We start from the raw sequence: 20,681 nt of genomic DNA, 5'->3' as shown, positions 1-20,681 counted from the left end.
ACTTGGATCCATATTTAATCTCGGGGAATACAATAATGCTGGAATTACTGATCGGGCTGGTGGTCGCCGTCTTTGTCGGACGCTATATCATTAAAGGCTATTCACCCACCGGCGTGCTGATGGTAGGTGGCTTATTGCTGCTGATTATCAGTGCAATGATGGGCCACAGTATCCTGCCGGAAGGCACAAAAAGTACCGGCTGGAATGCCACAGATATCGTTGAATACGTCAAAATTCTGCTGATGAGCCGCGGTGGCGATCTGGGAATGATGATTATGATGCTGTGCGGATTCGCGGCCTATATGACACATATTGGGGCCAATGATGTGGTCGTCAAACTGGCATCGCGTCCGTTACAGATGATCAACTCACCGTACATTCTGATGGTTGCGGCTTATATCCTGGCGTGTCTGATGTCGCTGGCGGTATCTTCCGCCACCGGTCTGGGCGTGTTACTGATGGCGACACTGTTCCCGATAATGGTCAACGTCGGCATCAGCCGGGGCGCGGCGGCGGCGATTTGTGCATCCCCTGCGGCAATCATCCTTTCGCCAACATCCGGTGACGTTGTGCTGGCCGCGCAGGCGGCGAACATGCCGCTGGTGGATTTTGCCTTTAAAGTCACCCTGCCTATTTCGATTGCCGCCATCGCCGCAATGGCTGTCGCGCATTTCTTCTGGCAACGCTATCTGGATAAACGCGATACCACAGCCCAGGTGGATACGGTCGATTCAAATGCTGACGATGTGGCTGAAACCAATGCTCCGGCTTTCTACGCCATTTTGCCTTTCACGCCGATTATCGGTGTGCTGATTTTTGACGGAAAATGGGGGCCGAATCTGCATATCATCACCATTCTGGTGATCTGCATGCTGCTGACCGCCCTGATTGAAACCGTGCGTAACCGTAGCGGCAAAGCGGTATTCGCCGGTCTGGACGTGGCGTATCGCGGCATGGCCGATGCATTCGCCAACGTGGTGATGTTGCTGGTCGCGGCAGGCGTGTTTGCTCAGGGTTTAAGTACTGTCGGGTTTATCAGCAGCCTGATCGGACTGGCGCAAAACTTCGGTTCCGGCAGCATCGTTATGATGCTGGTACTGGTGGTGATCACCGTGCTTGCCGCCATGACTACCGGATCCGGCAATGCGTCGTTCTATGCCTTCGTTGAACTCATCCCTAAACTGGCGACGAAAATGGGCATTAATCCGGAATACCTGGTCATTCCGATGTTGCAGGCGTCCAACCTGGGCCGGACCCTTTCCCCGGTTTCCGGCGTTGTGGTCGCAGTGGCCGGCATGGCAAAAATCTCGCCTTTCGAAGTGGTTAAACGGACCTCCGTTCCCGTGCTGGTTGGCCTGATTGTGGTGATCGTCGCCACCGAAATTCTGGTGCCGGTGCACTAATCCTCCCCGCTTTTAATTCCTGAATCGTTCAGGCTGTATCAGTGCGTTCACTGAGCGTGTCCCCGGAGCATACAAAAGTCTGTGACCGGGGCGCGTGAAGGCAGTCAACGCAGAGACGGCGGAAGGATTAAGGTATTGATCACATAAATACGATATCGGCTGAAGCGAACTCGGGTTAAGCTACTGCGCCTTGAAGGTCGGGGAAGTTTCCCTGTGCTGATTTGATGGCAAAACCAGCGTGAGAAAAGCTTTTATGTCGAATAATCCGGGCTATAAACGTATTGGCGGGTGGTTACTGGCCCCGATGGCGTATCTGATTGTGACGCTGCTCAGCGTCGTATTAATGCTGTTTCTGTTTTCAATGGCATTATTTGTACCGGAATCGCGTGAATATTTAATCACCAACTCGCAGGCATTTACCCTGCAATGGTATTTCTCTGTAGTGACCACGTTGGGGATGGGGTTATTTACCGTTGCGGTATTATGGCAATTTTGTAAGCGCGCCAGAGCGTTACCTAAAATGTATATTATCTGGTTATTGTGCACCGTGCTTCTGGCAGTAAAAGCCTTTGCATTCTCACCGGTTACCGATGATTTGGCCGTGCGTAACTTATTGTTACCTTTATTGGCCGCCGCCGTCTTTGTGCCTTATTTCAAGCGCTCACTGCGGGTAAAAGAAACCTTTACGGAATAACCCTGAATTTTTTAATGATTATTATGTCCGGGCAATTGCTATGACCTCTTATTTATTACTCTTCGTCGGCACCGTGCTGGTCAATAACTTTGTGCTGGTCAAATTTCTTGGCCTGTGCCCGTTTATGGGCGTGTCCAGGAAACTGGAATCGGCTATCGGGATGGGGCTCGCCACCACCTTCGTGATCACCCTGTCCAATATCTGCTCGTGGATCGTCAACACTTTTGTTCTGATGCCACTGGGGCTGGTGTATCTGCGTACCATGGCCTTTATTCTGGTGATCGCCGTTGTCGTGCAGTTCACCGAAATGGTCGTGCGTAAAACCAGCCCGTCGTTGTATCGGCTGCTGGGTATTTTCCTGCCGCTTATCACCACTAACTGTGCCGTGCTCGGTGTGGCGTTGCTTAACATCAACCAGCAGTTCAACTTTATGCAATCCGCGCTGTACGGTTTTGCCGCGTCACTGGGCTTCTCGCTGGTCATGGTGCTGTTCGCTGCCATTCGCGAACGTCTGGTCGTCGCTGATGTTCCGGCACCGTTCAAAGGTTCTTCGATTGCGCTGGTCACGGCCGGCCTGATGTCATTGGCCTTTATGGGCTTCACGGGTCTGGTGAAATTCTAATGTTTGAATTATGGGTAGCAATTGGCGCGCTGACCGCTCTGGCGCTGGTTTTTGGCCTGCTGCTGGGTTACGCCTCGCGTCGTTTTGCCGTCGAAGGCAACCCGGTTGTCGATCAGATTGACGATATTCTGCCGCAGAGCCAGTGTGCGCAATGCGGATATCCCGGCTGTAAACCTTATGCCGAAGCGGTCGCCAATGGCGACAGCATCAATAAATGCGTGCCGGGCGGCGAAGCGGTCATGCTCAAACTGGCAACCCTGCTTAACGTTGAACCTCAGCCGATGGGTGAAGACGCCGCGGCGGCAGTACCGGTGCGTAAAGTGGCCTACATCGACGAGAGCAACTGCATCGGCTGCACCAAGTGCATTCAGGCATGTCCGGTTGATGCCATTGTAGGGGCCACCCGTGCCGTGCATACCGTGATTACCGATTTATGTACCGGCTGTGACCTGTGCGTCGCGCCCTGCCCGACGGACTGCATCGAAATGCTGCCGGTAAAAACCACCACCGCAAACTGGAAGTGGGATTTGAAATCCATTCCGGTTCAGGTCATCCATGCGGAGTAACATGTTTAATCTGTTTGCGGCGCTCAAAAAAGACAAGATCTGGGACTTCGACGGCGGTATTCATCCGCCGGAAATGAAGACTCAGTCAAGCCACGTTCCGTTGCGCAACGTGCCACTGCCTGAGCGCTTTATCATCCCGCTTCAGCAACATCTTGGCCCTGAAGGCGAGCTGTGTGTGAAACCCGGCGACCGCGTGTTAAAAGGTCAGCCGCTGACCACCGGTCGTGGCCGTACCGTGCCGGTTCATGCGCCGACCTCAGGCGTGATTACCGCCATCGGGCCACACATTACTGCGCACCCTTCCGGCCTGAAAGAGCTTTGTGTGTTAATCGACGCCGACGGCCAGGACACCTGGTGTGACCGTGAATTCGTGGCCGATTACCGTCAGCTTACTGCTGACGAACTGAATCAGCGCATCAGTCAGGCCGGTATTGCCGGGCTGGGTGGCGCCGGTTTCCCGACAGCAAGTAAACTGGCGGGGGGCCTGACCTCGACCCGCACACTGATCCTCAACGCTGCCGAATGTGAGCCTTACATCACTGCCGATGACCGGCTGATGCAGGAACATGCCATGGAAATCCTCCAGGGTACGCGAATCCTCTGCCACATGTTGCATCCTGAACGTGTGCTGATCGGCATCGAAGACAACAAACCTGAAGCGATTGCCGCACTAAAAGCGGCGATCAGCGCTGAAATCTCCGACGGTGTGCGTTTCGAGCTGCGGGTGATCCCGACCAAATACCCGTCCGGCGGTGCCAAACAGCTGACTAAAATCCTGACCGGCCTCGAAGTGCCAAAAGGCCATCACTCGTCGTCCATCGGCGTGCTGATGCAAAACGTCGGCACTGTGTTTGCCATTAAACGCGCCATCATTGACGGCGAACCGCTGATTGAACGCGTGGTCACGCTGACCGGTGAAGCAATGGCAAAACCGGGCAACGTCTGGGCGCGTCTGGGTACCCCCATTGAGCACCTGATGCAGGAAGGTCAGTTACAACCGCAGGGTAATAAAAAGATGGTGATCATGGGCGGTCCGCTGATGGGCTTTACCCTGCCGTCGCTCAACGTACCCGTGGTCAAAATTTCCAACTGTTTGCTGGCACCGTCCGAATCCGAACTGGGACAGCCCGGGCCGGAAGAAGCCTGCATCCGTTGCAGCCTGTGCGCGGAATCCTGTCCGGCCGGTTTATTGCCGCAACAACTTTACTGGTTCAGTAAAGGCGAGGAACACGAGAAAGCACGCAAGCATAACCTGTTCGACTGCATCGAATGCGGCGCCTGTGCCTATGTCTGCCCGAGCAATATTCCGCTGGTGCAGTATTACCGTCAGGAAAAGGCTGAAATCCGCGCCATCGATAACGAAACCGCACGTGCCACGGAAGCCAAAGCGCGTTTCGAAGCCAAACAGGCGCGTATGGAGCGTGAAAAATTAGCGCGGGAAGAAAAGCATCAGAAAGCAGCTGTAAAACTCAGCGAGACACCGGCAGCAGAAGCCCCTGTAGAAGAAAAACCCGTGGCTGACACGCCGGAAGTCGATCCGCGCCAGGCCGCACTGGCGGCGGCAATTGCCCGCGCTAAAGCTAAAAAAGCTGCCGCGCAGCAGGATATTCCTGTGGCCTCTGAACCGGTGCCTGAAACAGCACCGCCCGCTGAGGAAGATGCCCGTAAGGCTGCGGTGGCTGCCGCGATTGCCAGGGTGAAAGCGAAGAAAGCCGGCAACACTGGCGTGGTTGTTGAAGCCAGAGAAAGCGAGCTTGCCGTTTCTCAGCCGCCCGCTGAGGAAGATGCCCGCAAGGCCGCCGTGGCTGCCGCGATTGCCCGTGTAAAAGCGAAGAAAGCCGCAGCACCACATCAGCCTGCCGGTGAAGAAAACGTGACAGCGTCACCTGCCGAACCTTCCGCAGACGACAAACGCAAGGCGGCAGTAGCCGCTGCCATCGCCCGCGCCAAAGCCAAAAAAGCGGCCGCGCAGGACGCAGAAGAAACCGAGCCAAAACAACAAGAAAGCGATCCACGCAAAGCCGCCGTGGCTGCGGCGATCGCCCGGGTTAAGGCCCGTAAAGCCGCCCAAACAATGTCTAACGAGGAATAGATGGCCTTCAGGATCGCAAGTTCACCTTTTACGCATAATCGCCAGAACACCAGCACCATCATGATGATGGTGATCCTGGCGTGTATTCCCGGCCTGATCGCTCAGGTCTGGTTCTTCGGTTACGGCACGCTGATACAACTGACACTGGCTATCGTGATTGCTCTGCTGGCAGAAGGCGCCGTGTTACAACTGCGAAAACAGCCGGTGACGAAACGTCTGGGGGATAACAGCGCCCTGCTGACCGCGGTTTTGCTGGGTATCAGCCTGCCGCCGCTGGGCCCGTGGTGGATGGTGGTACTCGGCACGATTTTCGCCATCATTATTGCCAAACAACTTTATGGCGGTCTGGGTCAGAATCCGTTTAACCCGGCCATGGTAGGTTATGTGGTACTGCTGATTTCTTTCCCGGTGCAAATGACCACCTGGTTGCCGCCTGATACCCTGCAACACCATCACGCAGGCTTCACCGATACACTGCTGACTATTTTCACCGGGCATAACAGTCTGGATCTGACCGCCTATCAGCTCAATATGAACGTCGATGGCGTGACGCAGGCAACACCGCTGGATGCGTTTAAAACCGGTCTGCGCTCCGGCCATAGCGCCGATCAGATCCTGAGTACACCATTGTTTAGCGGCACGCTGGCCGGTCTCGGCTGGCAGTGGATTAACCTGGGTTTCCTCGCCGGCGGGCTGTTCCTGATGTGGCGCAAAATCATCAGCTGGCACATTCCGGTCGCCCTGTTAGGTATGCTGACTGTCTGCGCGGGTATCGCGTGGGGTCTGGCACCGGAAAGCTACTCTTCACCGCTGGTCGGATTGTTTTCCGGCGCGACCATGCTCGGCGCGTTCTTTATCGCCACCGATCCGGTGACGGCGTCCACCACGCCAAAAGGCCGCCTGATTTTCGGTGCGCTGATTGGTTTGTTGGTGTGGCTGATCCGCAGTTACGGCGGTTATCCGGATGGCATCGCTTTTGCGGTTTTACTGGCCAATATCACCGTGCCACTGATTGATCACTACACCCAACCACGCGTTTACGGGCATCGCTGAGGAAGAATGATGTTAGCAACCATGCGACGCCACGGCCTGATTCTGGCTTTCTTTGGCGCACTGATGACCGGCATGACGGCACTGGTCAACCTGATGACCAAGCCGACGATTGAACATCAGGCACTGTTACAACAAAAAACATTGTTTGATCAGGTGATCCCTGCAGGCGTGTACGACAACGACATGCAAAACGAATGTTACAACGTCACTGATGAGGCACTGGGTAACATGACGCCGCACCGTATGTATCTGGCGCGCAAAAACGGACAGCCTGTGGCCGCGGTGGTTGAAACCACTGCGCCTGATGGTTATTCCGGTGCGATCCGGTTACTGGTGGCGGCTGATTTTCATGGCAAAGTTTACGGTTCCCGCGTGCTGGAACAGCATGAAACGCCGGGGCTGGGTGACAAAATTGAAGTGCGCATTTCAGACTGGATCAAGCATTTCGCCAATCAGACCGTTAACGGTGCAGGCGATGAGCGCTGGGCCGTGAAGAAAGACGGCGGTATGTTTGATCAGTTTACCGGTGCGACCATTACACCGCGCGCCGTCGTTCGCTCCGTAAAACGCACGGCGCTGTTTATCGGGACGGTACCGTCTCAGCTTTCCCACCTCACCCCTTGTGGAGCACGTGATGAGTGAAGCCAAAAAGATAATCGTTCAGGGTCTGTGGACCAATAACTCCTCACTGGTTCAGTTACTGGGGCTTTGTCCGCTGCTGGCCGTGACTTCGACTGCCACCAACGCCCTGGGTTTAGGCCTGGCGACCACGCTGGTGCTGACCTGTACCAACGCCATGATTTCCGCATTCCGTAAGTGGATCCCGGATGAAATTCGCATCCCGATTTATGTGCTGATTATCGCCTCGGTCGTCAGTACCGTACAGATGCTGATCAACGCTTATGCGTTTGGTCTGTATCAGGCGCTGGGGATTTTTATCCCGCTGATTGTGACCAACTGTATTGTGGTCGGACGCGCCGAAGCCTGCGCAGCCAGCAGTCCGATCCATCTGGCCGCGCTTGACGGTGCGATGACCGGGCTCGGAGCAACCTGTGCGATGTTTGTACTGGGCTCAATGCGTGAAATTCTCGGCAGCGGCGTACTGTTCAACGGCGCTGATTTGTTACTCGGCAGTTGGGCGAAAGTATTGCGTGTCGAAGTGCTGCATCTCGATAACCCGTTCCTGCTGGCCATGCTGCCGCCGGGCGCGTTTATCGGCCTCGGTCTGTTGCTGGCCGCTAAATATCTTATTGATCAGCGCATGAAAGCACGGAAAGCGGCACAGCACGTTGCTGCTGAAGAAAGTTTGCCAAAGGGAAGTGTTCATGAATAAGGAAAAACGCACCGAAATTCTCAGCCGTTTACGTGATAACAACCCGCATCCTACCACCGAACTGGTGTACACCACCCCGTTCGAACTGCTGATTTCGGTATTGCTTTCCGCGCAGGCCACGGACGTCAGCGTGAACAAGGCGACGGCAAAGCTGTATCCTGTCGCCAACACGCCTGAATCTGTTCTGGCACTTGGCGTGGACGGTGTGAAGGAATACATCAAAACTATTGGCCTGTTTAATGCCAAAGCCGAGAACGTGATTAAAACCTGCCGTATTTTGCTGGAAAAACACAACGGTGAAGTGCCGGAAGACCGCGCCGCGCTTGAAGCCCTGCCAGGCGTCGGCCGCAAAACCGCCAACGTTGTACTTAACACTGCCTTCGGCTGGCCGACCATTGCGGTGGACACGCATATCTTCCGCGTCTGTAACCGCACGAAGTTCGCGCCGGGTAAGACTGTCGATGATGTCGAAGAAAAATTGCTGAAAGTGGTTCCCGCCGAATTCAAACTTGACTGCCATCACTGGCTGATCCTGCATGGCCGCTATACCTGCATTGCCCGCAAGCCACGGTGCGGGAGTTGTCTGATTGAGGATTTGTGTGAGAGTAAAGAGAAGGTCTATGCGGAGTGAAAGGGCTTCCCTTTGGATCTCTTTAAAATTTTCTCAGTTGCACTGAAGGCTCGACCGAGAAAATTTCGGTTTTTCAATTACGGTTATCACATGCGTTTTCGCGCCGAAACCGACCAGAGGGAAAAGTGCTTTTTCCCTCTTGGATCTCCCTTCGCTTTTAACTCCCCGCTATCGCTCGCTGGCTATGTTTCAGCAACCACAGCGACAGGCTGGAAATCTTGCCGCTACGCGGTGCCTTCTCTCGGTCCTGAAGCCTTCGGTCTTCAGGCCGCTCCGTTCAGCAAGATTTCTGAATCGCCCGCAGCTTTTTGAAAGATTAAGAAAGTGAGGTTGTGAAGTTGAAGCCTGAGACCGGTTCCAAAATTCCGCCGGAGGAGAGGTGGAAAACCGCGCGTTTTTTGCGCGGGTTGCAACCCGAACGTAGGGCACCGCGCAGCGGTGGGATTTTGCGGCTATCACTGTGGCTTATGAAACATAGCCAGCGAGCGGAGCGCGCAGTAAAAGAGCCGGAGATTCTTAAGAGGCGCGGCGATAGGCGCCTCTTAAGGCCAGTGTGGGTGGCAACCCACGGTTTTGACCTTGAATTTGAAGTTGAAGTTAAAAGCCGCCATTGCAGCGGCCTCTGCAATCAAATAAACGATTTCGCCTGCTTGAGCACCACATCACAGGCCTTGGTTTTCACTTTCTCTTTTACCTGCGTCAGCCCGTTCCCCAGGTTATTCAGATCGACACTCTGATCTTTACCGGTTTTCAGCAATCCCCCCAGACCCTGCTGATAATCCTGGCTTTCCGCACCCTCTGCCGTCTGGATACCCAGCTTGCTCAGCAACTGATCTTTCACATTCTCAGTGCTGGCTTTGGAAAGTACGTTGTTCTTCACGCAATATTGCAACACACCTGCGACATTGTTCGCGCTGGTCGAGGTTAATGCGCTGTCGCCGCCGCTAAGCAACGAGGTCAGCGAAGAAGTGGTGCCGGTGGAACCGGATTTGCTGCCGCCGTTCAGTCCTTCGTTGGCGGCCTGCTGCAGTTGTCCCAGAAGATTATTCGACGCCTGTGCACCTGCTGAAAGCAAAATACCTGCAGAGGCTATCGCCAGAACAACGGCTTTCAATGTTTTCATGTGTTACTCCATTCATTTAACGCAATATTGCGCCAAAGCTTGAGCTTAAATATTCTTTTCATCAATAGGAATAGCGGAGATAAACCGTCGTAGGATGGTTTATCTGTCGGGTTTTTCTGTCTGCTGTTGTGCCAGCCAAAGCCCGGCGGCTGTGAAGAAATGCTGCGCCAGTGGCGTTGCCCTTCCCGCTTCGGCAACCACCAGTGCGGCGTGACGGCTCATCGGTGTGATATCCAGCGGACAACGTTTCAGTACAGGATGCATCTCATCAATCAGATGTCCGCGCGGAACCAGCGCACAGCCAATCCCGACGAACACGCCCTGCATCAGCTGGAAAATCGAGGTGCTTTCAAGCCGCGGACGCAGCTCAAGCCCGGCCTGGCGGAAAAAATTATCCAGATAACGCCGGAAATAGCGGCTCGGCTCAGACAGACATAATGGCAGCGTGACTGCCTGTTCAGCGGTCATCAGTCCGATGTCCTGCAACTGCGGAAAATGATCCGGGTGATAGACCACATCAACGCCGCCATCATCAAGCGGCACCAGCTGAAAGCGCAGCTCATTGAGCGTCGAGAACTCAAAAAAACCAATACCGACATCCACTGAATGACTGCTCAGCGCTTCTATCAGTTGATCGGCACTGACTTCCGCGACACGATAATCCAGCCCCGGATGCGCCTCGCTGACCGCCTTAATCAGCTGCGCCAACGACACGCTGCATTGCGGCATCACGCCTATACGCAATGTCCCGCTCATGCCCTGTTTCAGTGATTCGACTTCCAGTTTCAGCCCTTCATAGACGGCGACGATTTCACGCGCCCAGCTCAGCACGCGCAGGCCTTCGGCGGTAAAACCTTCAAAGTTATTACCGCGGTTGATCAGATTAAGGTCGAGTTCTTTTTCGAGATTTTTAAGGCGCATCGACAGCGTCGGCTGGCTGACAAAACTGGCTTCTGCCGCCCTGCCGAAATGTCGTTCGCGTTCGAGATTACACAAATAGATAAGTTGTTTGATATCCAATTTATTTTCTAATTCAGCCGGTTGTTGTGCCCTGTCGATTGCTGATGATTATAATCCAAAGTCATGATGATGACGCAGCGGATTAAAACCGGCCAGGGCGTCCTGACGCTGTTTACGTGCGCGGCGGGCCAGCGCATAGGCCGGATCGCCATTGAAACCGTGAAATCCGCCCGGATAAATGCTGAATTCCACCGGTACGCCGGCACGGATTAACCGGCGTGCATAGTCGATATTCTCATCGAGGAATAAATCTATCGAACCGACGCCAATCCAGGCTGGCGGTAATCCGCTCAGATCCTCTGCACGGCCCGCCGCAGCGTAGCAGGAAATATCCCGCAAACCCGCGTCATGACCAAGATAGGCGTGCCAGCCGAAACGGTTGTCCTCGCGCGTCCAGGAGAATTCACCCGTCACCGGATTCGGGTTGGGATCGGTCACGGTGCGGTCGTCAAGCATCGGATACATCAGGTTTTGAAACGCCAGTTTCGGGCCATTGCGGTCACGGGTCAGCAGCGCCAGCGAGGCCGCCAGCCCTGCACCGGCGCTGTCGCCCATTACACCGATATGTTCGGGGTCGATGCCCAGCGCTTCTGCCTGAGCGGTCATCCAGACCAGCGCGGCATAGCAATCCTCCAGCGGGCCGGGGAACGGTGTTTCCGGCGCGAGGCGATAATCCACCGAAACAATGACACAGTCGTGCTGCGCCGCTGTCGGACGGGTCAGCGGCATCGATTGCTCAGGGCTGCCCAGCACATAGCCGCCACCATGAATATGCAAAATACCCATCCGCCCCTGGCGTGCATGTTGCGGTGAAATCACCACCACACGCACCGCCGGCGCGCCTTCGCTACCCGTAATGTGATGATGGGCCACGGAAACAGGCAGGCCATCATCCTGCAATAAACTTTCCAGTGCCGCTGCCTGCCGCTGAGCGCGCATATCAGGCAAAGCGGATACCTCCAGCACTTTTGCAGGCATCAGGGCCAGTAACGGGCGCAGTTCAGGGTCAACCAGGTGGGCAGTTTTCATCACAGGATCCATTTTTCAGTTATCGTCCCGTTATTTATAACGCCCTGAACCGGTTTTAAAAAGTCTGAATTGTTATTGCTTATGACTGATTACAGGTAGGTTTCTCATGAGGAAGCTGTCATGAAATGCAGGGCCACCCCGGATGTCATACCAAACGTGCCCGGCGTTCTGATCACGCAAAAAGGGGCCGGAGCCCCTTTCATTCCATTCACTGCCTGCTGAGATTACTTTCTGACTTGTTTGGTCGCAAAACCTTTGTTCAGTTTACGCCAGTACACCAGCCAGGTGATCAGCGCACAAACCACGTAAAACACCAGGAAGACTTTCATCGCGCCCGCCGGTGAACCGGTCATGGCCAGTGATGTCCCGAACGCTTTAGGAATAAAGAAGCCGCCAATCGCGCCGATGGAAGAGATAAAACCGAGCGCAGCCGCCGTATCGGTAACCGCTTCACGCAGCGCTTCATCATCGCTGGCACCACGGGCTTTAGCCTGATCAGTGGTGAGTTTACGGAAAATCACCGCAATCATCTGATAGGTGGAGCCACTGCCCAGACCGGCCGTCAGGAACAGCACCATAAACACCGCGAAGAACGCCGGGAAATTGCCGCCCGCGCCACCGACCGGCAAGGTCAGAAACAGTAAACCCGCAAAAATCGCCATGACGATATAATTCACCAGAGTTACGCGAATACCACCCAGGCGGTCAGACAACATGCCCCCCGCAGAACGGGCCAGCGCACCAAAAAACGGGCCGAAAAAGGCAAATTGCAAAATATTGACGTCAGGGAACTGGGTTTTGGTCAGCATCGCAAAACCCGCTGAAAAGCCGATAAACGAACCGAAAGTCGCCAGATACAACACACTCATGATCCACAGATGACCGCGTTTCAGTACCGGTAATTGCTGGCGGATTGAGGCTTTGGAAGAGGCCAGATCGTTCATACCAAACCAGGCGGCAAGGGTACCGATGATCAAAAATGGCACCCAGATCCAGGCCGCATTTTGCAGCCAGATGTCAGTACCGTTCGCCAGCGTCTGTTTATCGCTGAAGGCCGCAAACACCCCCAGGGAGATGACCAGTGGTGCAATCAGCTGCATCACGCTCACCCCAAGATTACCCAGACCACCATTGATCCCGAGAGCGCCGCCCTGCTTCGCTTTCGGAAAGAAAAAGCTAATATTGGACATGCTCGATGCAAAGTTAGCGCCACCGAAACCGCACAACAGCGCAATGATCAGGAAAACGTTATAAGACGTGGTGGTATCCTGCACCGCAAAACCCAGCCACAGGCATGGCAGCACCAGAAATACAGTACTGATGGCCGTCCAGCGGCGACCGCCGAACAGCGGGATCATAAAGGAGTAAGGCACACGCAACAAAGCGCCGGATACTGACGGAATAGCGGTCAGCATAAACAGCTGATCCGTCGTGAAGTTAAAACCGACTTTGTTGAGGTTAACGGAGACCAGGCTGAACAGCATCCAGACGCAGAATCCCAGCAAAAGACAAGGCACGGAAATCCATAAATTGCGGCTGGCCACTTTATGCCCGGTTTTTTCCCAAAATGCCGGGTCTTCGGGACGCCAGTCCTGCAACAGGCGTGACGGTTTTTCCGTCGGTGAAGCTGATGTATGTGACATGTGTACCTCGGGTGGCAACGCATTGTTGTTGTAATGATTGAGTTCTGTCGCACACACTAGGTAGAGCACCACCCCGGGATGTTGATACAAATCAACGCAAACGCAGGTGGATAATGCCGGAAAAATCACCACAAATCCTTTGTGAGTACCCGGCGGGAAATCAATAAACTGTTTTTATTCAAAAGGTTGCAGAAGAGATATTCTTTGGGTTAACGACAGCATGAATGACATGGAAATAAAGGAGTAATCACAAGGGGGTATAGGGAAACGCTCCCTGATCATAAAAAATGCCCACACAGTACAGGTTTGTGTCATTCCGGCACGTTATCTGCGGCGTCCGCTATAGGTTCAGGAAATACTATTCATGTTTAAACGCGTACTGCCTTCTTTGTCGCTCATCAGCCAGATCACCTTGCTGATGCTGCTGCTCGGCCTTCTGGGCATTGGCGGAATGAGCCTGGCGGCGTGGATGGCGGGCAGTATCGAGGGCAATGCCCATGCGATCAATAAAGCGGGTTCGCTGCGCATGCAAAGTTACCGGCTGTTATCTGAAGTACCGCTGCAGGAAACCAGTGCCCGCTATATCAGCCAGATGGAAACTGATCAAAACAGCGCCGATTTATTACAGGCTGTTGAGCGCGAAAATCTGCAACCACAGTTTCTGGCGTTACGTCAGTACTGGCAAACCACCCTGCGCAACCAGCTTCTTACGGCTAAGCATCCGCAGGATGTCTCGGCCAATATTGCCGTCTTTGTCGGCCAGCTTGATGAGCTGGTCGCGGCACTGGAGCACAAAACCGAATACCATTTACAGCAGATTTCGCTGATCCAACGTGGACTTCTGGTGGTAACTCTTTTACTGATGGCGCTGACCATCTGGTTCCTGCGCCGCCATCTGCTGACGCCCTGGAAAAGCCTGCTTTCACAGGCCAGCGCCATTACCGCCGGGGATTTCAGCCGCCGCTATCAGCGTAACCGTGTGGTGAATGGCGATGCACATAATGAAATGGATATCCTCGGCGACTCACTCAACAGTATGTCTCTGGCCCTGGCGGAAATGGTCGATAAGCTGGCCCAGCGCGTGGCAGAAAAAACCGCCGATCTGCAACAAAAAAATCAGATGCTGGATTATCTGTACCGCGTGAGCCGTCAGCTTCACACCAGTGCACCGCCTGAGGCACGCATGGAACCGGTGCTGAAAGAGTTGCAGTCACTGACCCCGCTGAAGGGTATTCAGTTGCGGCAATACGAAAATAACAGCGCGGAAGTATTCAATGAATTCAGCCACACTTCGCCACGTCAGCCTGACATCCCAGAGGTCGGTGAACATGCACAAGACGGTGGCGAGTCCCTGAGCTGGAGCCTGCGCGACGATCGCGAAAATTACGGTGTGCTGCTGGCGCAGTTGCCGCCAGGGCAGTATCTGGATGACGATCAGCAGCAACTGATACACACCCTGCTGGAACAACTCACCAGTACTCTGATGCTGGCACGTCAGGCGGAACATCAGCAACAGCTGATGCTGATGGAGGAACGTTCGGCTATCGCCCGTGAACTGCATGACTCGCTGGCGCAGTCACTGTCATGCCTGAAAATTCAGGTGGCCTGCCTGCAAATGCACGCTGATGCCTTCCCGGAAGAAGACAAAAATCTGTTGCTACAAATGCGGGAAGAACTCAATACCGCTTATCGCCAGTTGCGTGAACTGCTGACCACCTTCCGCCTGACGCTGAACACCCCCGGCCTGCACGCCGCACTGCAACATACCGTAGATGAATTCTCACGCCGTATGGGCCTGGCCATTGATTTCGATTATCAGATCCCGCCGCGTTCCGTTCCGGCCAATCAGGGCATTCACCTGTTGCACATTGCCCGTGAAGCCCTGAACAATGTTTATAAACATGCTAATGCCACCCGGGTATCGCTTTCATTACAGTGTCATGACGGCGAAATCAGCATGAATATTTGCGATAACGGTGACGGTATTTCGCAGGACATCGGGCAGCAAAATCATTATGGGCTGATCATCATGCAGGATCGCGCCAGTACCTTACACGGCAAATGTCGGGTCGCCCGGCGCCCGGAGGGCGGCACAGAAGTCACTGTGCGTTTCCGGCCCGAAGCCCTGCCAGTTAATCCCCAGGAGCAAGTATGAACGACACCACCCCTTCCACTATTTTGCTGATTGACGATCACCCTATGCTGCGCAACGGCGTGAAACAGCTGATCGCGCTGGACTCACGCCTTAAAGTTATTGGTGAAGCCAGTAATGGCGAACAGGGCGTCGAACTGGCAAAACAGCTCGATCCGGACCTGATCCTGCTGGACCTGAATATGCCGGGCATGAACGGGCTGGATACACTCGACAGCATGCGTCAGACCGCCCTTTCAGGCCGTATCGTGGTTTTCAGCGTATCGAATCATGAAGATGATGTGGTAACCGCCCTGAAACGTGGCGCGGATGGATATTTACTGAAAGATATGGAGCCGGAAGATTTGCTCACTGCGCTGCATAACGCCGCCGCCGGGAAGATGGTGCTGAGCGAAGCGCTGACACCCGTTCTCGCGGCAAGCCTGCGAGAAAGCCGCCCGAGCGGTGACCGCGATATTCAGTCCCTGACGCCGCGCGAACGCGACATCATCAAACTGATCGCCGAAGGTTTGCCGAACAAAATGATCGCCCGCCGTCTGAATATCACCGAAAGCACAGTGAAAGTGCACGTCAAACATCTGCTGAAGAAAATGAAACTTAAATCCCGCGTTGAAGCGGCAGTTTGGGTATTACAGAGTAATGTGCTTTAACCAGGCGTTAGCCGTTAAACACCTGCCAATCCTCCCCTGCGAAGGGCTGACTCTTATACACAAATCCCCGGCATTCATGACGGGGATTTTTTTTGAACTTTTTCCTTCTCCGTTGATCTTCTTTACAGGTAGAAAATGTGACCCAGGCGCGGCAGATCATCAGCTATTACGAACGGCGCTGGCGAAAATGGGTCATTGATACGACAGCAAACGTACGGGTCGTGCAGGCTGGATAGTGATGTGGGAAGGCTGGCTCAAGCTGCAGAATATCGTTGAAGGCTACAAACTTGCGAAGTCTCTTGATCAGGAGATCTGATCAAGAGACAGGCGAAGGTGGAGGAGCACTCCGAGTATTAAGGTCAAAAATAAAAGAATACGCCAGTATTGTACTCAATCGCTTTATTTATTTGGGACACCAATACTTCAGCATTGGCACGATCTGATGGAGAAACCTGCCCCAGAATACTCTTAGCCAATGTTAAATCACGAATGCCGATAATTTTCTCATCTTCGAATTCGTCTATGTTAATTTCGATGAACTGGTTCAATTGACTGATAACACCTGTATCGATTAGAGACTGAAATTGTTCATCAGTTATCGTAACTTCGATCAAATCTCCCTCAAGAGATACATCAAGATCAAGACGTTGCATGGCATCTTGGCTGGTCGGTACAGAGATACATTTCATGTTATTTACGTCCTGGAATGTTAAAATGCGTGACTTCATTATATTCACTCTGAGTCCTTCCTATTTGCTTGCCCCCTTCAAGTATTTTGTTATTTGGAACAATACCATCAAGATCTAAATAGGTTCTTTTGCCTGACAGGGAGGGGTCATTGATGCGGAAATAGTCGCCGTTTAAGTCTTCAACGACTTGTACACCAGTCTCAGGGTGAGCGTAAATCCGTTTTCCTGAGTTCGTAGTTGTAACCAAAGGATGATTTCCGGCAAATTTCTTCAATGCTGCATCCAGATCCGCAGTCGGCCAATTTCCTGAAAATTTCTTAGCGCGGACAGCCCCTGCTGCTAACGTGCTGTGTCTTGGAGCTAGTCTTTCTAACTGGGAAATTTCACTGACAGCCCCTAACCCACTAAGCCCGAGCCCGGCCACCACTGACGTGATTGCAATAGCAGAACCCACAGTTGTCTCATTTAATACCTGATCATAACCGGCCTGAGCATCCCCGCCGAGTTGCTGCGCTGTTTTAGCAAAACCTTCATTATTTCCATTATAAATGCCTCCGGCGGCCAATAAACGGCCTGCTGCTTTGCTGTTGATCGTCCTTGCAGCCTGAGCATGTTGTTGTGGCTCTGTGTAGTAACCGCCATAAGAAAGCCGCTGAGTCGGTGATGCCTTCACGCCGTTTCGTCTGGCAACTGCGTTGTTATAACCGTCAATAATTTCGCGAAGATACCATTCGTCATACCAGTACGGGTTTTCACATACCAGATCGCCATTTCCATCTACATAGAAAGGATTATTAAAGGAACGCCAATCCTCCATATAATCAATGCCAATCAGCCAGCCTATTCGGAGAGAGTCTTTGACGGTATCGTAAACCTCATCGACATATCCACTTTGCGCACGTCGCCACGTTTGCGGGCATGAAGACAAACGCTCAGGTAACTCGAAATACCCAAAATGGTTGTAGTGACTTTGATCAAGGTCATAATCCTTTTTTACCTGATCCATTGCTCTGTCTGGTGATAAAACGAGGGGGTAATCTTCGGGGGTTAGCTGCCATTCAATATCACTATGTCTATAGAGAGTAAATATGTCCCACCTGCTGATCCTTGCGGGTTGAGTTGATCAAGTTTTCATCATATCTCTTTTCCTGAATTAATCTAAATTATCCTCACATAAGCCAAATTTAAAAGGGTTATTCATGCATTTAACCCTTAATAAGTCGTTTAATATTGTCTGGCAGGTAAGAACTACGTGAACATCATCCACTACATGACCACGAAATGAGCAGGATAGGAAAATGAAGTTTTGGGTAATAAAGCGTGGTGACTCTCCCCCGCGAAGGGGGGGGAGCGAAAAACCCGATCAGAAATTCAGCCCTGAATCATTACCGTATTGCGGCTGAGCCGTCAGTGGCGGGGATACATTCAGCGTGATCCAGTTGGAGGTGACTTTCTGCGATTTGCTGTCTTCCACAGTCACCGACAGATGATAAATGTTGGTGGCGTCCGGGGAATCATCCCATGGTGGCACAATCACACTCCAGCCATCAGGATTCCGGTTATTCGCAGGTGGCGTCAGGCTCAGCGCCTGCGTATCGCCCTGCCAGCTCAGCGCCACCACAGAATTCAGCGCGTGCAGTTGCAGTTTCAGCGGTACCGTTTCGCCTGGCTGTAATGACCACGGCGGCGTGGCCAGAAATACCGACAAGGTCTTACGCTGTTTGAATTCCATCACCGGCATATTATTGCGGTCAACCATGTCCATCCGGCTTCCGCGCAGCGAGCGCGCTGCCGCGACGTTCTGTGAGGACAACTGCTGCGACAGTGGCACCCCCAGCCGGTAATTCAGTGTCAGTTTCACTACATCCTGATTATCCCCATCCTGTCCGGCCTGATGCTCGGCCATCACCGTCACGATCGGCACCGGGGTGTAATTGACGCCAAACGACACTGCCGACGGATTACTCTGCCGCGTGCCGTTGCCGAACAAATCCACCTGATTACCGAAATACTGCTCATAACTCAGCGAAGCGCCTAACTGGCGGTAGAAAGGTAAATAGCCTTTGGTGGTAATGTCGTAGCCACGCGCCTGACGCCGCAGTTGCGCAGACGTGCTGCTGTCGGCTTTATAGGAGGAAAACGGCTGATAATAATTGGTAGAAAAGCGCAGGTAATCTGTCCCCGCCTCCGCGCCCAGACTGCCGCGCGTCAGCTGATGGTCGAAGTCGTTATCCACAAACGCGTTATACCCCAGCATCCAGGTACCGGTATTAAAGCGCTGGCCGAGGCCGAAATTACCAACCGTGGCATCCGTCTCGCTTTGCAGACCGATCTGGCTGTAAACCAGATTGGTTTCAGACTGGTACAGCGGGCTGAATAACCGACCGGAACTGCCGTCAAGATTATGGCCGGTCATGTCCAGCGAGGTGCTGACGGTGCCCAGCGGCGAAAGCAAACTGCTGGTTTCTTTTTGCACCAGTTTCGCCGCCTGACTCAGTGCCAGCGTTTCCGCCTGCACCCGTAAGGGATCATCGCTGTCCGCCGTCGTGGTTCCCAGCTCTTTCAGAGCGGTGGCAAGCTGTTTTTCCATGGCCGTAGGCCCGGTATTGTTCTGTATGTACTGGCTGCCGAGGCTGGGTAACATCCGGGAAGGTTGGGCCGGGGTTCCGTTATTAAAGACAGAACTTTGGTCACTGGCAGGCAGAAAACCGTTGAGGTTATAACCGGGAACGCCGTATTCGCCGGATCCTACCGTCAGCGCACTGGCGCTTACAGCATAGAAGGCGGCTCCCCCTGCAATCAGCAAAGAGGCGCAGGTGTTTCCTGCAAATCGCTTCAATAAATCAGAAAAAAAATCTGTGACTTCAGTCATACCTTACACATTTCATGAGTAAGGTTTGATCTTACCGTACAGTCAGCATAATTCAACCTTCACGCCACGAACGGCCACACACCGCCTTATCGCCAGTCAAATCATGCTCATTCATTTCCAGAGTGAACGCAGGGCTAATTTGTTGCCACATCGCAAAAAATATCGCCTAAAATTACATCAAAGATATCAATCACACACATTTAATAACATTTTTAACAAACGAACTATTTATCTTTACATTCTATTTTCATTTATCCTTAGCAGGTTAACGATTATCCCGATGCCACCCGACTGCCCTGGCAGAGTGCGTCCGGACCTTAAAGTGATATGTACAAACAGGGAACATAAATGAGCAAAAAAACCTTGCCCGGCGTGACCCGCAGACAAATTCTCTCATTCACGGCCGCCTCCGCAGTATTGGGTGCAGCCAAAGCCGCAAATGCGGTGACGCTCAAAGGCACGCCCGTGTGGAGCCCCTTTGACGCCAGCCCGCCGCCGCACATCGAGACCGATGGCTGGGTGTTCTTCACCGAAGCCGAAGCCGCCGCCATGGAAGCCATTGTTGACCGTCTGGTGCCCGCCGATGATCTGAGCGTGGGCGGAAAAGACGCCGGATGCGCGGTATTTATTGACCGCCAGCTGGCCGGATTCTACGGCACCGCCTCCCGGCTTTATATGCAAGGCCCTTTCCAGGATGGCACGCCGGAACAAGGCGATCAGTCGTCGCTGGTTCCGCAACAGCGCTACCGTCTGGGCCTGGCCGCATTAGATAAATACACCCGGTCACAGCATCAGAAGTTATTCAAAGATCTGCCCGGTGAGCAGCAGGATCACATCCTGTCAGGTCTCGAGAGCGGAAAAATCACCCTTGAAGGGATCGACTCTAAAATGTTCTTTGCCATTGCACTGAAGAACACGATGGAAGGTTTCTTTGCTGACCCGATTTACGGCGGTAACCGCAATATGGTGTCGTGGAAAATGCTGGGCTTCCCCGGCGCACGTTACGACTACCGCGACTATATCGGCAAGCACAATCAGAAACTCGATCTCGAACCGCTGAGTATTTCCGGCGGTGACGCATGGAAAATAAAAAGCTAAGGGCAGAACAC

20 protein-coding genes are annotated in these 20,681 nt (G+C 53.4%); 13 read left to right on the top strand and 7 right to left on the bottom strand.

The features are described 5' to 3' along the window. Nucleotides 1-35 precede the first annotated feature (35 nt). The 10 genes from dcuC to ETV65_RS01290 all read left to right on the top strand — a co-directional run bounded on the left by dcuC (nt 36) and on the right by ETV65_RS01290 (nt 8,706). Nucleotides 36-1,403, top strand: coding sequence for an anaerobic C4-dicarboxylate transporter DcuC (gene dcuC, locus ETV65_RS01335; protein ID WP_129951211.1), 1,368 nt, complete (start codon nt 36-38; stop codon nt 1,401-1,403). A 253-nt stretch (nt 1,404-1,656) separates the two neighbouring features. Continuing rightward, nucleotides 1,657-2,097 carry a DUF2569 domain-containing protein gene (locus ETV65_RS01330; RefSeq protein ID WP_129951210.1) on the top strand — a complete coding sequence of 147 codons (441 nt, stop codon included), beginning with the start codon at nt 1,657-1,659 and terminating at the stop codon, nt 2,095-2,097. A 40-nt stretch (nt 2,098-2,137) separates the two neighbouring features. Then, entirely contained in the window at nt 2,138-2,719 is a 582-nt protein-coding gene (rsxA, locus tag ETV65_RS01325; RefSeq protein ID WP_015697462.1) for an electron transport complex subunit RsxA, read from the top strand. Then, nucleotides 2,719-3,285 carry an electron transport complex subunit RsxB gene (rsxB, locus tag ETV65_RS01320; RefSeq protein WP_129951209.1) on the top strand — a complete coding sequence of 189 codons (567 nt, stop codon included), beginning with the start codon at nt 2,719-2,721 and terminating at the stop codon, nt 3,283-3,285. The genes rsxA and rsxB overlap by 1 nt, the downstream gene beginning before the upstream one ends. 1 nt (nt 3,286) lies before the next feature. After that, nucleotides 3,287-5,377, top strand: coding sequence for an electron transport complex subunit RsxC (gene rsxC, locus ETV65_RS01315; RefSeq protein ID WP_129951208.1), 2,091 nt, complete (start codon nt 3,287-3,289; stop codon nt 5,375-5,377). Beyond that, nucleotides 5,378-6,430: an electron transport complex subunit RsxD gene (gene rsxD, locus ETV65_RS01310; protein WP_129951207.1), complete on the top strand. Its 1,053-nt coding sequence runs from the start codon at nt 5,378-5,380 to the stop codon at nt 6,428-6,430. A gap of 9 nt (nt 6,431-6,439) precedes the next feature. Next, a complete protein-coding gene (gene rsxG, locus ETV65_RS01305; RefSeq protein WP_129952109.1) occupies nt 6,440-7,072 on the top strand; it encodes an electron transport complex subunit RsxG in 633 nt (210 codons plus the stop codon). Further along, complete coding sequence (locus ETV65_RS01300) at nt 7,065-7,763, top strand: electron transport complex subunit E (protein ID WP_129951206.1); 699 nt, start codon at nt 7,065-7,067, stop codon at nt 7,761-7,763. The genes rsxG and ETV65_RS01300 overlap by 8 nt, the downstream gene beginning before the upstream one ends. After that, nucleotides 7,756-8,394 (top strand): endonuclease III, encoded by a 639-nt coding sequence (gene nth / locus ETV65_RS01295; protein ID WP_129951205.1) that lies wholly within the window; start codon nt 7,756-7,758, stop codon nt 8,392-8,394. The genes ETV65_RS01300 and nth overlap by 8 nt, the downstream gene beginning before the upstream one ends. A gap of 12 nt (nt 8,395-8,406) precedes the next feature. Continuing rightward, nucleotides 8,407-8,706, top strand: coding sequence for a hypothetical protein (locus ETV65_RS01290; protein ID WP_129951204.1), 300 nt, complete (start codon nt 8,407-8,409; stop codon nt 8,704-8,706). Nucleotides 8,707-9,022: 316 nt separating this feature from the next. Here ETV65_RS01290 and ETV65_RS01285 read toward each other — a convergent pair whose 3' ends face one another. The 4 genes from ETV65_RS01285 to ETV65_RS01270 form a co-directional block, all read right to left on the bottom strand. Then, complete coding sequence (locus tag ETV65_RS01285) at nt 9,023-9,517, bottom strand: DUF2501 domain-containing protein (RefSeq protein WP_129951203.1); 495 nt, start codon at nt 9,515-9,517, stop codon at nt 9,023-9,025. A gap of 99 nt (nt 9,518-9,616) precedes the next feature. Then, nucleotides 9,617-10,537 carry a LysR family transcriptional regulator gene (locus ETV65_RS01280; RefSeq protein ID WP_129951202.1) on the bottom strand — a complete coding sequence of 307 codons (921 nt, stop codon included), beginning with the start codon at nt 10,535-10,537 and terminating at the stop codon, nt 9,617-9,619. 48 nt (nt 10,538-10,585) lie between these two features. Continuing rightward, a complete protein-coding gene (locus ETV65_RS01275) occupies nt 10,586-11,566 on the bottom strand; it encodes an alpha/beta hydrolase (protein WP_129951201.1) in 981 nt (326 codons plus the stop codon). Nucleotides 11,567-11,790: 224 nt separating this feature from the next. Continuing rightward, nucleotides 11,791-13,209 carry a NarK family nitrate/nitrite MFS transporter gene (locus tag ETV65_RS01270; RefSeq protein WP_129951200.1) on the bottom strand — a complete coding sequence of 473 codons (1,419 nt, stop codon included), beginning with the start codon at nt 13,207-13,209 and terminating at the stop codon, nt 11,791-11,793. Between the two features lie 364 nt (nt 13,210-13,573). Between ETV65_RS01270 and narX the strand changes: the two genes are divergently transcribed. Both narX and narL read left to right on the top strand, forming a co-directional pair. Then, complete coding sequence (narX, locus tag ETV65_RS01265; RefSeq protein ID WP_129951199.1) at nt 13,574-15,364, top strand: nitrate/nitrite two-component system sensor histidine kinase NarX; 1,791 nt, start codon at nt 13,574-13,576, stop codon at nt 15,362-15,364. Then, nucleotides 15,361-16,011, top strand: coding sequence for a two-component system response regulator NarL (gene narL, locus ETV65_RS01260; protein ID WP_129951198.1), 651 nt, complete (start codon nt 15,361-15,363; stop codon nt 16,009-16,011). Before narX ends, narL begins: the two co-directional genes overlap by 4 nt. Before the next feature lie 359 nt (nt 16,012-16,370). Here narL and ETV65_RS01250 read toward each other — a convergent pair whose 3' ends face one another. From ETV65_RS01250 to ETV65_RS01240, 3 genes are all read right to left on the bottom strand, one after another. Then, on the bottom strand, nt 16,371-16,700 hold the full coding sequence (locus ETV65_RS01250) for a hypothetical protein (RefSeq protein ID WP_129951197.1): 330 nt from the start codon (nt 16,698-16,700) through the stop codon (nt 16,371-16,373). Between the two features lies 1 nt (nt 16,701). Beyond that, nucleotides 16,702-17,706 carry a hypothetical protein gene (locus tag ETV65_RS25080; protein WP_240782801.1) on the bottom strand — a complete coding sequence of 335 codons (1,005 nt, stop codon included), beginning with the start codon at nt 17,704-17,706 and terminating at the stop codon, nt 16,702-16,704. 357 nt (nt 17,707-18,063) lie between these two features. Then, nucleotides 18,064-19,572 carry a YchO/YchP family invasin gene (locus ETV65_RS01240; RefSeq protein WP_129951196.1) on the bottom strand — a complete coding sequence of 503 codons (1,509 nt, stop codon included), beginning with the start codon at nt 19,570-19,572 and terminating at the stop codon, nt 18,064-18,066. A 348-nt stretch (nt 19,573-19,920) separates the two neighbouring features. Between ETV65_RS01240 and ETV65_RS01235 the strand changes: the two genes are divergently transcribed. Further along, complete coding sequence (locus tag ETV65_RS01235; protein ID WP_129951195.1) at nt 19,921-20,670, top strand: gluconate 2-dehydrogenase subunit 3 family protein; 750 nt, start codon at nt 19,921-19,923, stop codon at nt 20,668-20,670. The last annotated feature ends 11 nt before the right edge of the window (nt 20,671-20,681 follow it).

This window comes from Rahnella sp. RFA10(1/100) (genome assembly GCF_004195115.1).
Lineage (GTDB): Bacteria > Pseudomonadota > Gammaproteobacteria > Enterobacterales > Enterobacteriaceae > Rahnella > Rahnella perminowiae.
Note: the sequence above shows the minus strand (reverse complement) of the source record. Positions and strands in the feature narration are given on the sequence as shown.

Excerpts from the sequence above, each read along its gene's own strand:
- dcuC (WP_129951211.1), top strand. The coding sequence starts at position 36 with ATGCTGGAATTACTGATCGGGCTGGTGGTCGCCGTCTTTGTCGGACGC.
- ETV65_RS01330 (WP_129951210.1), top strand. The coding sequence starts at position 1,657 with ATGTCGAATAATCCGGGCTATAAACGTATTGGCGGGTGGTTACTGGCC.
- rsxA (WP_015697462.1), top strand. The coding sequence starts at position 2,138 with ATGACCTCTTATTTATTACTCTTCGTCGGCACCGTGCTGGTCAATAAC.
- rsxB (WP_129951209.1), top strand. The coding sequence starts at position 2,719 with ATGTTTGAATTATGGGTAGCAATTGGCGCGCTGACCGCTCTGGCGCTG.
- rsxC (WP_129951208.1), top strand. The coding sequence starts at position 3,287 with ATGTTTAATCTGTTTGCGGCGCTCAAAAAAGACAAGATCTGGGACTTC.
- rsxD (WP_129951207.1), top strand. The coding sequence starts at position 5,378 with ATGGCCTTCAGGATCGCAAGTTCACCTTTTACGCATAATCGCCAGAAC.
- rsxG (WP_129952109.1), top strand. The coding sequence starts at position 6,440 with ATGTTAGCAACCATGCGACGCCACGGCCTGATTCTGGCTTTCTTTGGC.
- ETV65_RS01300 (WP_129951206.1), top strand. The coding sequence starts at position 7,065 with ATGAGTGAAGCCAAAAAGATAATCGTTCAGGGTCTGTGGACCAATAAC.
- nth (WP_129951205.1), top strand. The coding sequence starts at position 7,756 with ATGAATAAGGAAAAACGCACCGAAATTCTCAGCCGTTTACGTGATAAC.
- ETV65_RS01285 (WP_129951203.1), bottom strand. The coding sequence starts at position 9,517 with ATGAAAACATTGAAAGCCGTTGTTCTGGCGATAGCCTCTGCAGGTATT.
- ETV65_RS01275 (WP_129951201.1), bottom strand. The coding sequence starts at position 11,566 with ATGAAAACTGCCCACCTGGTTGACCCTGAACTGCGCCCGTTACTGGCC.
- ETV65_RS01270 (WP_129951200.1), bottom strand. The coding sequence starts at position 13,209 with ATGTCACATACATCAGCTTCACCGACGGAAAAACCGTCACGCCTGTTG.
- narX (WP_129951199.1), top strand. The coding sequence starts at position 13,574 with ATGTTTAAACGCGTACTGCCTTCTTTGTCGCTCATCAGCCAGATCACC.
- narL (WP_129951198.1), top strand. The coding sequence starts at position 15,361 with ATGAACGACACCACCCCTTCCACTATTTTGCTGATTGACGATCACCCT.
- ETV65_RS01250 (WP_129951197.1), bottom strand. The coding sequence starts at position 16,700 with ATGAAATGTATCTCTGTACCGACCAGCCAAGATGCCATGCAACGTCTT.
- ETV65_RS25080 (WP_240782801.1), bottom strand. The coding sequence starts at position 17,706 with ATGGATCAGGTAAAAAAGGATTATGACCTTGATCAAAGTCACTACAAC.
- ETV65_RS01240 (WP_129951196.1), bottom strand. The coding sequence starts at position 19,572 with ATGACTGAAGTCACAGATTTTTTTTCTGATTTATTGAAGCGATTTGCA.
- ETV65_RS01235 (WP_129951195.1), top strand. The coding sequence starts at position 19,921 with ATGAGCAAAAAAACCTTGCCCGGCGTGACCCGCAGACAAATTCTCTCA.